Source organism: Abditibacteriota bacterium, assembly GCA_017552965.1.
Classification (GTDB): Bacteria; Armatimonadota; UBA5829; order UBA5829; family UBA5829; genus RGIG7931.
In genome coordinates this window covers 21,632-35,753 of the sequence record JAFZNQ010000036.1, presented here as the reverse complement: position 1 = coordinate 35,753, position 14,122 = coordinate 21,632, and the positions used below count along the sequence as shown (strand labels likewise).

General features: G+C 62.1%; 11 protein-coding genes. 9 read left to right on the top strand and 2 right to left on the bottom strand.

The window, feature by feature from the left end; all coding sequences use genetic code 11:
* The coding region (locus IK083_03895; GenBank protein MBR4748701.1) for a hypothetical protein at positions 1-1,885 on the bottom strand (1,885 nt) is incomplete at its 3' end.
* Positions 1,886-1,936: 51 nt separating this feature from the next.
* Positions 1,937-3,166 (bottom strand): Gfo/Idh/MocA family oxidoreductase, encoded by a 1,230-nt coding sequence (locus IK083_03890; GenBank protein ID MBR4748700.1) that lies wholly within the window; start codon positions 3,164-3,166, stop codon positions 1,937-1,939.
* A gap of 228 nt (positions 3,167-3,394) precedes the next feature.
* Between IK083_03890 and IK083_03885 the strand changes: the two genes are divergently transcribed.
* From IK083_03885 to IK083_03845, 9 genes are all read left to right on the top strand, one after another.
* The gene (locus IK083_03885) at positions 3,395-4,378 is read left to right on the top strand and encodes a metallophosphoesterase (protein MBR4748699.1); all 984 of its coding nucleotides are present in this window, start codon (positions 3,395-3,397) and stop codon (positions 4,376-4,378) included.
* A gap of 9 nt (positions 4,379-4,387) precedes the next feature.
* Positions 4,388-5,614, top strand: a complete 1,227-nt coding sequence (locus IK083_03880) for a hypothetical protein (GenBank protein ID MBR4748698.1) — start codon at positions 4,388-4,390, stop codon at positions 5,612-5,614.
* 97 nt (positions 5,615-5,711) lie between these two features.
* Positions 5,712-7,403 carry a protein kinase gene (locus tag IK083_03875; protein MBR4748697.1) on the top strand — a complete coding sequence of 564 codons (1,692 nt, stop codon included), beginning with the start codon at positions 5,712-5,714 and terminating at the stop codon, positions 7,401-7,403.
* Entirely contained in the window at positions 7,400-8,740 is a 1,341-nt protein-coding gene (locus IK083_03870) for a hypothetical protein (protein MBR4748696.1), read from the top strand. Before IK083_03875 ends, IK083_03870 begins: the two co-directional genes overlap by 4 nt.
* Positions 8,741-9,358, top strand: a complete 618-nt coding sequence (locus IK083_03865) for an FHA domain-containing protein (protein ID MBR4748695.1) — start codon at positions 8,741-8,743, stop codon at positions 9,356-9,358. It begins immediately after the preceding gene.
* A complete protein-coding gene (locus IK083_03860; protein ID MBR4748694.1) occupies positions 9,358-9,972 on the top strand; it encodes a radical SAM protein in 615 nt (204 codons plus the stop codon). The genes IK083_03865 and IK083_03860 overlap by 1 nt, the downstream gene beginning before the upstream one ends.
* A 3-nt stretch (positions 9,973-9,975) precedes the next feature.
* Positions 9,976-11,901, top strand: coding sequence for an ATP-dependent Clp protease ATP-binding subunit (locus IK083_03855; protein MBR4748693.1), 1,926 nt, complete (start codon positions 9,976-9,978; stop codon positions 11,899-11,901).
* Positions 11,898-12,632, top strand: coding sequence for a hypothetical protein (locus tag IK083_03850; GenBank protein ID MBR4748692.1), 735 nt, complete (start codon positions 11,898-11,900; stop codon positions 12,630-12,632). Before IK083_03855 ends, IK083_03850 begins: the two co-directional genes overlap by 4 nt.
* Before the next feature lies 1 nt (position 12,633).
* Complete coding sequence (locus IK083_03845) at positions 12,634-14,112, top strand: hypothetical protein (protein ID MBR4748691.1); 1,479 nt, start codon at positions 12,634-12,636, stop codon at positions 14,110-14,112.
* Positions 14,113-14,122 lie beyond the last annotated feature (10 nt).

The following is a 14,122-nucleotide window of genomic DNA, read 5'->3' as shown; positions in this document are numbered from 1 at the left end:
CGGTCACGGCGTAGTTGTAGAGCTTCATGTCCTTTATCAGGCAGCCCTTCAGGCCGTTGCCAAAGTTCAGATTGTTGCCGCTCTCCTTCATGGGACCGCAGGGGATCCGGGAGCGGATCCGGCCGTCCAGCCAGGCGGTCAGCTCCTTGCCGTCGCAGATCAGGCCGATGGTATGGCCCCGCCCGTCTTTGGGATAGGCAAAGTCTGCCACCCGGCGCTCCCCGGTGCCGTCGGCCGCCTCGCCGTAGAGCTGGTCGTCCTTGCCGTAGTATTTGATATAATACCCGTTCTGCAAATACTCTCCGGTGCCCAGCAGCATAAAGTCTTCCTCAAAGGCCTTGTCGTCCAGCCGCAGGGTGACGAACAGGCTGAACTCGGGGCCGGTGTGGGCGTCGAGGCTCAGGGTCTGGCTGCCCGTAAAGCTCAGGCCTTCTTCTGTCACCAGGGGCTCCCTTCGGGGCACTCCCTTTTCCTCTATTTCCTTTTTGGCTGCCGCCGCCGTGTCGGCGGGGCTGAAGGCTCCGTAGGCCTTGTAGAGGAGCCCGAGGCCTTCGTCGGTGTATATGGTGTTGGGCGAGAAATAAGGCGCGTCAAAGGTCTCGTCCAGCGTGGCCTTGCCCGGCCTGAAGCCCAGCAGCTCTCTCCGTCCGGTCTTTTCGGGCTTCACGCTGCCCAGGGGGAGCCACTCAAAGGGGCGGGCAAAGATCTCCTTTACCGTCTCCTCCTGGCTGAAGCCTTCGGGGCAGGCGTCGCTTTTGGTGTTGAACCTGTAGGTGACGCCACGCCGGGGCTCTACACCCAAAGGCACGGTGGCGCCGCGCAGCCCGGGCATGGACATGTAGCCCCGGGGTGAGTTTTCCTTCAGCCAGTCCACCGCATACGCCAGCCAGCGGTTGCGGTATTCCTCGCTGCAGTTGGCGAACCAGCCAATCTCGTCGGCGCCCCACACGTTGTTGAAGGGCGCGCCGTCGATGCCGCCGAAAAAGTTGTCCACCTCGTAGAGCTGGGGGATCACGTCGCACCTCCAGCCTGCGGGATGGATGCCCGGGGGCATGGTCCTGTAGCCCGCGTCTCCGTGGCCTATGGCCAGATATGCTTCAAAGGGCACTGTGCCGGACACCGGCCTCAGGGGAAAGGCGAAAAAGTCCCACAGATATTTGTCTCCCACCTTGGCGTTGCGGGCGAAAAAGTGGGCGTCGCACAGCACGTAGTGCCTGCGGGCGTGCTCCCTGGCGTATTCCCGCACCATCGTAAGGAGCCGTGTCCACACCTTGCGCCCCTCGTCCCGGGAGCCCACCAGGTCCGCCTGGCCGAAATGGATGGATTCGTAGCCCGCGTCTATATAGCGCCGGGCCCTGTAGTAAAACCACAGCTGGGTCTCCTGCTGAGTCACGTCCGGCACGGAGGCGCCGTCGGCCCACATGTTCCGCAGATACCCGTCGGGGAACAGCATGGCCTCATAGTCAAAATTGCGCTTTTCCACAGGCAGGCCGAAGGCTTCGAACACCCATGCGGGTATGGGTATGTTTTCTACCCCTGCGGTCCTGCCTGACTTGATGCCCTCCGGGCTCTTACAGGAATACACGGCTTCGAACACGCAGGCCTGGAGTATGATGTCGGGGTCTATGGCGTGTATCCTTTCCGCCCCTGCCCGGGCGGAGGCAAAGTGGCGTTCGTCATCCGCCGGGCAGGCCCAGGCCAGGGCGGCCCTGCCCAGATATTTGGCCTTTACGTTGGTTATGGCCCGCACGTTTTCGTCCAGGTAGCCCACGCCCTCGTTGCACATGCCGCTCATCACTATGGCTCTGGACAGATAGGCTTCCAGAGTCTCGCAGGAAATGGTGCCGTCAAAGTCATACACCGAGGCTGACAAAGTGTGTGTCATGATTCCAAGTCCTAATATAAGTATAGTCAGATATATCTTTTTCATGTTTCCTCACCGCGACTGCTGCCGGCGTGTCTCTTCGTACACGCTGTCCGGGATCTCCGGGTCTCCCCAGGAGCAGGCGGGGCCGTGGCCCTCCACCCGGGGGTCGGCGCACAGGCGGTCGTGCCTGACGGCGTCCCGGTTGGCCCTGATCCGCAGGTCGGGGCAGGGGATGGAGGCAGAGCCCTCCAGTATGGACCTGTAGCCCAGCACGCCCACCATGGTCATATCCACGGCGGTATAGACGTCGATGGCGTTCTCTCCGCCTTCCCGGCCCAGAATGGCGTCCAGAAAATACTGCATGGTGTAAAAGTCGGAGCCTCCGTGGCCGCTGACAGACCTGGCCAGCTCGCCGGTGTCGGCAAACTCGGGCTTGTAATACCTGTCTTCCCCTTTGTCCTGTATCCACAGGTGCAGCATGTTCGAGCCTTCGCCGAAGCGGTCCGTCTCCATCTGGCCGTTGGTGCCGTAGATGCAGTACCAGATGGCCTCCTGGCTGCGCCGGAAGCCGTTGTTCCAGGGCAGGAACTTGCCGGTGGCGCCGTTTTCAAACTGCACGCACAGCATGCAGCCGTCGCCGCACAGCTTGCCGTGCAGGCGGTTGTTCAGATTGGGGCTTTCAAAGCCAGCCACTTTCACCGGGCGCAGGCCGGTTATGGTCATCACGGGGCCCACGGAATGAGTGCAGTAAAAAGGAGCGGCGGTGAGGTTGCGCCAGTGGTCCCTGTCCCCGTAGGTCAGCTGGGGCCAGGCGGAGGAGCAGTCGTGGACGTATTCGCCCTCGCCGTGCTGAAACTCGCCTATGTCTCCCCGGCGGTAGATCTTCCGCATCTCCGCCGTGGTGCGGAAGTAGGAATAGTTTTCCGCATAAGTGTACACCTTGCCGGACTCTTCCACCGCTTCGATGAGCTCCACTGCCTCGGCCATATTCTGCATGCACAGCACCTCGCTGACCACGTGCCGGCCGGACTGCAGGCATCTGACGGCGCAGGGCGCGTGCTCGTTGGCGTAGTTGGCCAGCACCACCGCGTCCATGTCATGTTCGAGAAACCGGTCAAAGTCCTCGTAGAGCTCCACCTTTGCCCCGTGTTCCTCCGCCTTTTTTCTGCAGCTCTCCAGAGCCGGCTGCCAGCTGTCGCAGACTGCCGTCAGCTCTGCGTCCGGATGCCCCGACAGCACAGACACCATGGTCTGCCCCCGGCCGGCTCCGAAGACGCCTACCTTGATCTTGTTGCTCATTGGTCCTCCTGTTTGCCGGCAGCGCCTCCGCGGGCGGATGCCGGGTCTGTCACTACTATTGTAGCACATTATCTCCCTTTTTTTGCCGCCGGCGGCCCCTTTGTCCCCGGCTTTTCCCGCCCGGGGCGGCTCCGGCTTTTGTGGCGGATAAGGGGCCGGTTGTGGTATAATTTATATGATAACGACGGCGCCGGAGCCGGGTCTCCGGGGCGCCCACAGGAGTAAAATATGCGCAAGTTGTGTATGGCCTTATTGTTGCTGGCGGTCTGCGGAGCCGCCTTGTGCGCCGGACTGCCGGACTACTGGACGGACTATCTGCCCGGGCGGGTGGAGGCGGTCAGGCAGGACATGAAGTCGGCGCCGGCAGGCGATTCCTTTTTGTTCATCACCGACTGTCACAGGCCCGACAATCCTCTGTTCAGCCCCGCCGTGGCCGAATACGTGATGAAGGCCACCGGCATAGAGCTGGTGGTGCTGGGCGGCGACTACATGAACGCCAACACCACCGCCAAAGAGGCGGCGGAGACCATCGGCGACGTCATATCCCTCTACGGCTTTACTCAGCCGGCGGTGCTGAGGGGCAATCACGACACCAACTATCAGGGCGGGGAGCGCCTGCCCGCCTCCGAGTTCGCCAAAATAGTGCGCCGGGTGTCTCCCGGGGCCTATCAGGGCGAGGACAAGCTCTACTACTACATAGATCACAAAAAGGCCCGCATGCGCTACATCCTGCTGGACACGGGCGACGAGGCCGGAGAGGGCCTGGAAAAGGAGCAGGAGGACTGGCTCAAAAAGACGGTGCTGCAGACTCCCAAAGGCTGGAACATAGTGGTGTTTCAGCACATTCTCTTTGACTACGGCCCCGTGCACAAGGGGGATCAGGGCGGTCCCTGGCTCACCCGTCCCGCCAACGTGACCTTAGGCATCCTGGACAGCGTGTACGACAAGGCCCGGGCCCGCATAGCCGCCGTGGTGTCGGGGCACGTGCACATGGATCACGCCATCTACAGCAAGAAGGGCTATCCCGTCATATCCACCACCTGCGACGCGGGCCGCGGAGCTCAGGCGTCCTACTGGGATCACATGTATCCCCTGCGTCCCGACGGCACCATCAACGAACAGGTGCTGGACGTCTTCACGGTGGACCCCCGCCGCAGGATCATCCGGGTCCGGCGCATAGGCTGCGGCATAGACAGAGAATACAGGTTCTGACAGCTGACCATGTGGGTGGCTATATTCATCTTCTTTCTGGTCCTGGGGCTCTGTTCCCTGCAATCCCTGCAGACGCCTTCCGGGCGGCAGCGGCAGACCAGGCCCCATATCCCCGCGGACACCAAGGCCCTCAGGGGGGCAGTGGATCTCCGCCCGGAGGAATCGGTCAATTATCAGAGACCGAAGGTGCCGGGAGATCTGCAAAAGTATCAGGCCGTTACCGGCAGCTCCTATGAGCTGCTGGTCCTGCTGGCAGCCGCCGCCCCGGAGAAAAAGCAGTCTCTCAGGATCATGGCCCAGGAGATGAAAAAGCAGTCTGACCTGGCCTCGGGGATAGTCCGCCGCATCGAAAACGCCGACAGGCCTCTGGACCTGATCATCGCTTCCCGGGATATGGACAAGATAGAGCAGGTCCCCCACGTCATCAGCGACGAATTCATGGAGCTGTCCCGGGCCCTGGGCAAGGAGGAGGCCCGTCTGAACGCCATGTACAACGACGCCATCGTGGCGGCCAACTCCAAGCGATATCCCGAGGCCTACAGGCTCCTCTCTGCTCTGGGCGACTACAAGGACAGCCCCGAGCTGCTGGAAGGCATCAGGTCCAGGGTACTGAAGGCGGGCATGACCGTGCTCCTGGGCTCCTATTACATCGAATCGGCGGCCAAAAAGTCCCCGGTGGAATGGATAGTGCTGAGCGTGTCCGGCGCCCGGGCCCTCCTCATCAGCCGTTTTGTGCTGGAGTGCACCTCCTATCACGACCAGGCCGCCCCCACTGATTGGGAACACTGCGCCCTGAGGGCCTGGCTGGGTGGACCCTTTTACAACGAGGTCTTCTCCTCCGCCGAAAAAAGGCTGATCCTCAATACCAAAGTGGAGGCCCGCCAAAATCCCACCTATCTCATTCCCGGCGGGGCGGACACTGTGGACAGGGTGTTCATCCTGTCCTACGAAGAAGCCATGCGGTATATGCCCCGCAACAATGACCGGCTGTGCTATCCCACCCGTTTTGCCGAGTCCCACGGCATAGCCGTGCCTTCGGGCCACGCGGGCTGGTGGCTGAGGACCCCGGGACTGGGCAGAGAATCAGCCGTGTTCGTGGCGCCCTTTGAGGGGCGCATCGCTTCCACGGAGGCCACCTCCCTGGCCACCTTTGTCAAGGGAGAGTGCGTGCTCACAGGCCAGGACGTGGCCTCCACCAACATAGGGGTGCGGCCCGTGATGATGATACAGCTCTGAAGCCTTTGCATAAGGCCGGCAATTGTGATATAATAGGTATATATACTAATCGAAGCGGCCCGTCGGGCCGCCGGCAAACTATCTAAAGGAGGCCAATATGGCAGAAAACGAAACCCCCCGTACCCGGGTGCGCGGCGAGACTCAGGTCACGCAGATAAATGGCGCTCCGGCCACCCGTGTATCCCACAACGACGACGAACCCGCCACGAAAGTCCGCGGCAACGCCGGCCCCGGCAGCGCTCTGGGCGCTGTGCTGGGCGGCTTTACAGTCACAGAGACTATGGAGACCGCCTCCGGCGAAGCCGACCTCTACAAATGCACCGACGGTCAGAGGACCTGTGTGGCCAAGATCTTCCGGCGCCGGGCCGCCGTCAAGCCCGAAGTGGTGCAGCAGATACTGAAGATAGACTCGCCCTTTGTGGCCAGATATCTGGCCTCCGGCTATCTGGACGGCTATCCCTGGGTCATACTTCCATACTACAAAAACGGCAGTCTGGCCGGCAAGCGCTTCGGCCTGAAGGAGCTGAAGCGGCTGGTGATCCCCTCGGTCAACGAGGGCCTGAAGGCCATGCACAGCGCGGGGGTCTTTCACAAGGACCTGAAGCCCGCCAACATGATGCTGTCCGACGACATGTCCAGAGTGGTCATCATAGACTTCGGAGTCAGCACCGTGGCCCGGGACGGAGCCACCTCCGTGGCCACCAGCACCGGCCTCACCACCGTGTATGCCTCCCTCGAAGCCCTGAGCGACGTCTATACGGACCTGTCGGACTATTATTCTCTGGGCATCTGTCTCTATGAGCTCTATTGCGGCCAGGTGCCCTGGAAGGATATACCCGAGGCGGAGATACCCAAATACAGGCTCATGTCCACTGTGCCCTTCCCGGATAATATGGAGCAGGAGCTGAAGGACCTGATAGGAGCCCTGCTCTATCAGGATATCTCCCACCGGCACGAGAAGCAGAATCCCAATTGCCGCTGGGGCTACGAGCAGGTGGCCAAATGGCTCAAGGGTATAGACCAGCCCCTTCCCGGCAGCGGCGAAGCCGACGCGCGGACCCCGGGCTGGAAGCCCTATCCCTTCGCCGGCAAGACCTACGGGGATATGCATTCCCTGGTCCAGGCCATGGCTGCCAACTGGGAGGAGGGCAAAAAGCAGCTCTACAGAGGCTACTTGTCCAGGCATTTCGGCGATTCGGGAAGGCCGGACCTCCAGACCGTGTGCGACGACGCCACGGAGAGCACTGCCGATGCGGACGCCGGCTTTTTCGACACCCTCTACAGGCTGGACCCGGACCTGAAGGCCCTCTACTGGAAGGGCTCCAGATACGACAGCCTGCGGGATCTGGGCCTGCAGCTCATGAGCTGCCTGGCTGCCGGAGAGACCCCCGCCTTTTTCGACGACATACTCAGGGCCGGAGTGCTGTCCTCCTATCTGGACTGCACCGGCGGCTCCCGGGAAAAGGCGGACCTGGCCCGTGACATAGAGAAGCTCTACACAGGCTCGGAGCAGGGCTCCCGCAACAGGACCTATTCCCTGTGGGTCCTGGGCTATTCGCTGTCCGGAATGAAAGAATTCAGGCTCAAGGACGGCAGGACCGTGAAGGACCCGGCCGAGGTGGTGGACTGTCTGGAGAAGGCCTTCAGGAAGTCCTATGACGATTTCTTCGAGGTGTGCCTGTCCCTCATAGACAGCAACAGCCGGCTGGAGCCCTCCTTTGAGGCATGGCTGGTGGCCATGGGCAAGAGCAGGGAGCTGGACGCCTGGAAAAGGAGAGTGCAAAAGTGAGCGCAGAGATCATCATCATACCCGCCCTCATGCCCGTGCTGCTGGCAGCCTGGGCCGGCAAGACCGCGGCCCAGATAGCCGATGAGATACGCAACGAAAAGGACCGGCGGGTCCTGGCCACCCAGAGGGCAGCCCTCCTCAGGCTGCAGCAGATGCTGGACACTGCCGAGAGCCAGAAGGGGGTCCTGGCAGAAAAGGCGCTGGCGAGAGGCCGGGATTGTCAGGCCCGCATGAAGGCCCTGAAGACACTGTTTGAGGGTGAGGGATACTCGGGCCGTCTGGCCGCGCTGGAACAGGGTCTGGTGAAAGCCATGCAGGAAGCGGAGACCCTCCGGGACCTGCCCCGGCACAGCACCGTCAGCGACATACAGCAGGTGAACAGCCGGCTGGCTGCCCTGGCGGAAAAGGCCGAAAGGACCTCTGCTTCTCTCGAAAAGCTGAAGGCTCAGTGCACCGAGAAGGTGGCCGGCCGTATCTCTGGCGGCATTGTGGACCTGGGGGAGGAAGATCCCGCCGCTCCCGAAGAGGCTCAGGACACAGCGGAATACGACCGGGTGTGGAGCCTGCTGGAAAAGCTGTCTCTGGCTGAGCTGCCTGAGGAGCTGGAGGAGCGGGTGGCAGCGGCCCGTAAGGCCGCCGACGGCGTCACGGACAGGAGCTTTTTGCGGGACCTCTGCAGCCTGACCCTGAAGCCTCTGGAAAAGGAGGCCGACGAATACGCCCGCATCCGGGAGGAATACGCCGATCTCACGGTGGAAAACGCCTGGCTGTCGGACATGACCGGCGCGGAGCGCCGGCTCTACCCCTGCACGGAGAAGGGCATGGAGGACCTGAAGGTGGCCAACGAGGCCCTGAGGGCCGCTCTTGTCAGGCAGCAGGAAAAGGAATATATAGCCCGTTCCGTGGACGAGGTGTTCGAGGAAATGGGCTACACCCGCATAGGCTCCAGAGAGACCGTGGGACAGACCGGCGCCCGTTTCAGCGGCCGCCTCTATCAGCTGGAGGGGGGCACCGCGGTGGACGTGACCTACAATTCCGAGGGCGCCATCACCATGGAGCTGGGTGGTCTGGACACCCGGGACAGGGAGCCGGCTCCCGAGGAGCAGCGGCAGCTGACCGAGGACATGGAGTCCTTCTGCGGAGACTACGAGACCATAGCCCGCAAGCTGGCGGAAAAGGGTATAGACGTCTCCTCCTTCAGCTCTCTGCCTCCCCAGCCGGCCTACGCCACCATCATCAATCTGGAGGACTACGAGCACACGGAGAACGCGGTGCTCGTCAGAAAGCAGCAGACCAAAAGGGTCCGCGCGAAAAAAAAGAGCAGGACGGCAGACTAAATGGACCGGTACAAGCTATGCCCCGACTGCGGCTGTAAGGCAGATCCCGCCAAGCGCCGCTGCCCGGAATGCGGGCGGGACCTGACTCTGGTGAGCGCCACCGACGATGAGATAGAGAGCCGCCGGGAGACCCTGCAGTCTCCGGAGGAGACCGAGACGCCGCCGTCGCCCATGCCCGTCAGGGTGTGCCCCTGCGGCGAAAGCAACCCGGTGAGCCTGCGGAAGTGCCGCCGGTGCGGCGGGGAGCTGATGGATATCCCCATGACCCGGCCGTCGGAATCGTCCGCCGGGGCGCCCGGGGCAAAGGCCTGCGCCCTGCTGCTGCCCGACGGCTCCCGTTTCCCCGTCACCGAAAACACGGTGCTGGGCAGAGAGGGCGCCCTCAGGGAGGTCCTGAAGGACCGGCCCTACGTCAGCCGCAGGCACTGCGAGCTGATACCCGGGCCTCAGGGACTGAGCGTCAGGGATCTGGGCTCCACCAACGGCACCTGGCTCAACGGACAGAGACTGGGCTGCGAGGAGCGCCCGGCGGAAAACGGGGCGCGGCTGGCTCTGGCCGGGGATCCGGAGGCTCCGGACGCCCAGGGGGTCTATGTGGTGACGGTGGAGATCAAGTGATGTATGTGGCGCGACTATTGTATCCCGTGAAGGTACTGGGACCGGGAGACAGACTGGGCATATGGTTTCAGGGGTGCCCCCGCCGGTGCCGGGGCTGCAGCAATCCCGAGCTGTGGGAGCAGGATGACAGCAGACAGGTCACTCTGTCCGGGGTCATGGAGCTCGTCAGCCGGGTGCAGGCCGCCGGGCCCATAGACGGCTTTACCCTGTCGGGAGGGGATCCCTTTTATCAGCCGGAGGCCCTGGCTGAGCTGCTGCCGGAGCTGAACGGCATCACCGGCGACATACTGGTTTATACCGGATATAAATACGAGGAGCTGGCCGCGTCCCGGCCGGAGCTGCTGGAGCAGATAGCCGTGCTCATAGACGGCGAATACGTGGAGGAGCTGAACCGGGGCTCCCTGCTGAAGGGCTCGGACAATCAGACCATCCGCTATCTGAGAGAGGAATACAGGCCTCTCTACGAGGAATATCTGCGGGGCAAGCCCCTGCAGGTGCAGAACTTTGCCACCGAAAACGGCATCATATCCGCGGGCATCCACAAGCCCGGCTACAGGGAGGAGCTCCTGAGAAGGCTCACGGAAAAACAAGCGAAGGAAGACACAAGGATATAACGTATGACAAAGACCGCAGTGCCCAAGTGGCATCGGGAGCTGGATATATTCCGCAAGATCAAGCCCGTGATCATCATGGAAGGCAACGTGCTGGATATGTTCACCTATCCCGGGGCGGGGATAAACAGGCTCAGGAAATATCTCCACTATTATTTCCGCAGTCTGGGCTATCCCAACATCATCTTTTACGACAGTATCAGGGGCTTTTTCAACGACACGGACGCAGTCTCCGGCGAATACGTGCAAAAGTTCGCCGACCTCATAGGAGAGAAGGGGGACCCCAACGCCCTGCCGTTTCCCTTTATCCCCCAGAGAGCCGGCGACAGGAGCTGCGCCTTCGCCATAGAGAGGGCCATGACTCAGGAAAAGGCTCCCTGCGCCGCCATACTGGACCTGGCCAGCCACTATACGGGGGAGCCGGGGCCGGCCATGCAGCAGCAGGAGATAGACGCCTACACCAGACTGCTGAGGGCTTCCCTGGACAGCCGGGAGCCCATGATAGACCGGGAAAACGACAAGAGGAGACTGAAAAACCTCACCGTGTATCTGGTGAACAAGGTCAACGACATACCCGCCTGGTTCTATCTGGACAACCCCTCGGTCAGCACTATCCACGTGGGCACTCCCACCAAGGAGGAGAGGAGGGCCTACGTCAGCGGCGTCAACTTTGAAGAATTCTTTTCCCCGGACAAGTACAGAGAGGGCATGGAGCTCTACAGGGACAGGGAGGCGGACCTGGACAAGCTGAGGGACCGCTTCACCGGGCTCACGGAGGGCTTCACCAACACGGAGCTCTACGGCCTGGGGGACCTGTGCCGCAACGAAGGCCTGGAGATGAAGGACCTGTGCAAGGTGATAGACCTCTACAAGTTCGGCATCTCCGAAAACAAGTGGGAGGCCATAGACTACCGGGACTGGGCCGACGCCAAGGCCGACTTTGAAAAGAGGGTCAAGGGGCAGGACTACGCCCTCAGCAAGACACTTGACGTGATCAAAAGGGCGGTGACCGGGCTGACGGACATCCAGTCCTCGTCTCACGGCAAGCCCAAGGGAGTGCTGTTTTTTGCCGGTCCCACCGGTACCGGCAAGACGGAGACCGCCAAGACCCTGGCGGAAAAGCTTTTCGGCGACGAGAGCGCCTGCATCCGCTTTGACATGAGCGAATACGGCCAGCCCCACAGCGACCAAAAGCTGCTGGGAGCCCCTCCCGGCTACGTAGGCTACGAGGCGGGAGGCCAGCTGACCAACGCCGTGAAAAACAACCCCTTTTCCATCCTGCTCTTTGACGAGATAGAGAAGGCCCATCCCTCTATCCTGGACAAGTTCCTGCAGATACTGGAGGACGGCAGGATGACCGACGGCCAGGGCAACACGGTGTATTTTTCCGAGACGGTGATCATATTCACCAGCAACCTGGGCATATACGCCGTGAACGAGACGGGCCACAGGGAGCAGGTGGTATTTCCCGAGATGGACTACGAGGAGGTCCGGCAGCAGGTGCGCGAAGGCATAGAGACCTATTTCAAGCTGCAGCTGGGCCGCCCCGAGATACTCAACAGGATAGGGGAGAACATAGTGGTCTTTGACTTCATCAGGGAGGAGGCGGCCACCAGGATACTGGACGCCAAGCTCCGCAAGATAGCGGACAACCTGAGGGAGGACAAGGACATAGAGCTGACCGTCTCCGAGGAGGCCTACGAGGCTCTGCGCCGCAACGCTCTCGCCAATCTGGAAAACGGAGGCAGAGGCATAGGCAACATAGTGGAGAGCATGTTCGTCAATCCTCTGGCCAGATATATGTTTGACGCGCAGGTGTTCAGAAACGCCCGGATCGAGGTGCTGCGGATAGACGAGGAGGATCCCCTGAGGACCATGACCTGCTCCGTCACCCCTCTGACGGAGAAAGAGACAGAGGAAGAAGCGCAATGAAGATCAGCTACATAGTGCGCCGGGGCGCCAAGGCCCTGTGCGAGGACGCGGTCCTGGCGGGCCCCTGCGCCGTGATATCCGGGGCAGGAGAGCTCACGGCGGATTTTCCCCTGTGGATAGGGGTCTGCGACGGAGTGGGAGGCAATCCCGGAGGCAGCCCGGCGGCGGCCTTTACTGTGTCCCGCCTGATGGAAGAAAAGCCCGGGTCCCCCGAGGAGCTGCGGGAGGTCATGCAAAGCCTGAACGCCCGGCTCATAGCCTACGGCAGAAACCTGGGGCTGGGGACCATGGCGGCGGCCTTTACGGGCTGCTATTTCACCGGGGACCGGTGCCTGATGGCCCACTGCGGCAACACCCGGCTCTGGAAGGTGAACGGCGGCTCTTATCTGGACGCCCTCACCGCGGACCACACCGTGTATCAGCAGCTCCTGAGCGCCGGCATGGACACGGAGGGGGTGTCGAAGAGCGAGATATACTGCTGTCTGGGCGCCGGCTCCGAAGGCATGCTGGAGCATCTGGTGACGTCGGAGCCCCTGCCCAAGGGCCCCGGGGCGCCTCTGCTGTTCACCACCGACGGCATCCACGACTACCTGACCCAGGACCGGATGGAGCAGCTCCTCTCGGACAACACTGCTCCGGCGGACCGGCTGGCCGCCCTGACGGAGGCAGCCCTGGAGGCCGGCTCCCGGGACGATATGTCGGCGGCGCTGGTGACCTTTGGGGAAGGCTGAGATGAAGGCTGCGAACAAGAACAAATATCTGCCTCTGGCTGCGGCTCTCTTCGTCCTGCTGGGCTCCGTGCCCTATCTGTGGGGCCTTACCGTGTGTCCCGGGGACGGCAGCTTTATCGGCTACACCCGCAACATAGACGACATGGCTGTATATATGTCCTGGGTAAAGCAGACGGCTCTGGGCAGCATAGTGACCGAAAATCTCTTTCAGGACAAGCAGGGAGGGGCCCAGTTCAACGTGTATATACTGGTCCTGGGCTTTGCCGCCCGGCTGGCGGGGGGTCTCTTCCGGCATCCGGAGACGGCGGTGCTCCACTTGGCCCGGCTCCTGCAGGCCCTGGCCCTGCCCTGGGTGTTCTACTCCTTTTCGGGGCTCTTCCTCTCCGGAGGACGCAGCCGCCTGACGGCCACCCTCATCTTTCTCTTTGGGGGAGGCTTCGGCTTTTTCCTGCCCGGGGCCGTGGACGCCTGGCAGCCCGAAGCCGTCACCTTTATGAGCGCCTATCTGAATCCTCTGTTTACGGCGGCCCTGATCCTCATGCTGCTCTGTCTCGGGAGCCTGCTCCGGGGCCGGCTGTGGCAGGCGGGGCTCTGGCTCTTTTTGCTGGGCAACGTCCACACCTACGACACGGTGATAGTGGCCCTGCTGTGGGCCTTTGCCGCCCTGTGGGAATACGGCAGGACCCGGGACCTGCGCCGGCTTCTGCTGCACATAGCCGCCGGCGCGGCGGGAGCCGTGTCCGTGGCGGTCAACTGCGCCATATATCTCCGTGACCCCATATACAGGAGCAGGGTGGACACGGTGATCTCCACTCCGGAAATATGGTACGTGCTGGCGGGCTTCGGCCTGCCGCTCTTGCTGGCCTGCGCCGCCCTGATCATGGTGAAAAAGGGCCGGCTCTCCCTGCGGCAGCTGCCCGTGTTGGTGTTCTGGCTCCTGGCGGGACTGGCTATCTTATACATCCCCTTCAGCCAGCAGCGCAAGTTCATCATGGGCTACATGATACCCGTGTCCCTGCTGGCCGGGCCGGCTCTTGCTCAATGCCTCTCCCGGACCGGAGGGCTCCGCAGAGCCCTGTGCGCCCTGGCCGTGCTGGTCCTTGCCGCCGGCAACCTGACGAATATTCACAGGGATATGACGGAGCTGTCCGCGGGCACCACCGCGGCCCGCTTCAGCCCCTGGATGTCCCGGGATGAGGAAAAAGTCATGGACTGGATAGCCGCCCATGCCGGCCCCGGGGACGTGATCATGGCTCCGCCCCAGACGGCCCTCTTTATTCCCGGCTATACGGGCAGGAGAGTGTATTACGGTCACTGGAGCGAGACTCCCGACTATTCCCGCAGGACAGGGGAATATATGAAGGTCCTGGAGGGGGCGCAGCCCCGCTGCGATATACTGGTGCTGCCCCGGGACGCCCGGGAGGACCTGGAGGATACCGCCTTTGAGACGGAGGCCTTCAGAATAGTCCGGGTCCGCTGACGCTTTTTTT

Coding starts and splice junctions, on each gene's coding strand:
- IK083_03890 (MBR4748700.1), bottom strand. CDS start 3,166: ATGAGCAACAAGATCAAGGTAGGCGTCTTCGGAGCCGGCCGGGGGCAG.
- IK083_03885 (MBR4748699.1), top strand. CDS start 3,395: ATGCGCAAGTTGTGTATGGCCTTATTGTTGCTGGCGGTCTGCGGAGCC.
- IK083_03880 (MBR4748698.1), top strand. CDS start 4,388: ATGTGGGTGGCTATATTCATCTTCTTTCTGGTCCTGGGGCTCTGTTCC.
- IK083_03875 (MBR4748697.1), top strand. CDS start 5,712: ATGGCAGAAAACGAAACCCCCCGTACCCGGGTGCGCGGCGAGACTCAG.
- IK083_03865 (MBR4748695.1), top strand. CDS start 8,741: ATGGACCGGTACAAGCTATGCCCCGACTGCGGCTGTAAGGCAGATCCC.
- IK083_03860 (MBR4748694.1), top strand. CDS start 9,358: ATGTATGTGGCGCGACTATTGTATCCCGTGAAGGTACTGGGACCGGGA.
- IK083_03855 (MBR4748693.1), top strand. CDS start 9,976: ATGACAAAGACCGCAGTGCCCAAGTGGCATCGGGAGCTGGATATATTC.
- IK083_03850 (MBR4748692.1), top strand. CDS start 11,898: ATGAAGATCAGCTACATAGTGCGCCGGGGCGCCAAGGCCCTGTGCGAG.
- IK083_03845 (MBR4748691.1), top strand. CDS start 12,634: ATGAAGGCTGCGAACAAGAACAAATATCTGCCTCTGGCTGCGGCTCTC.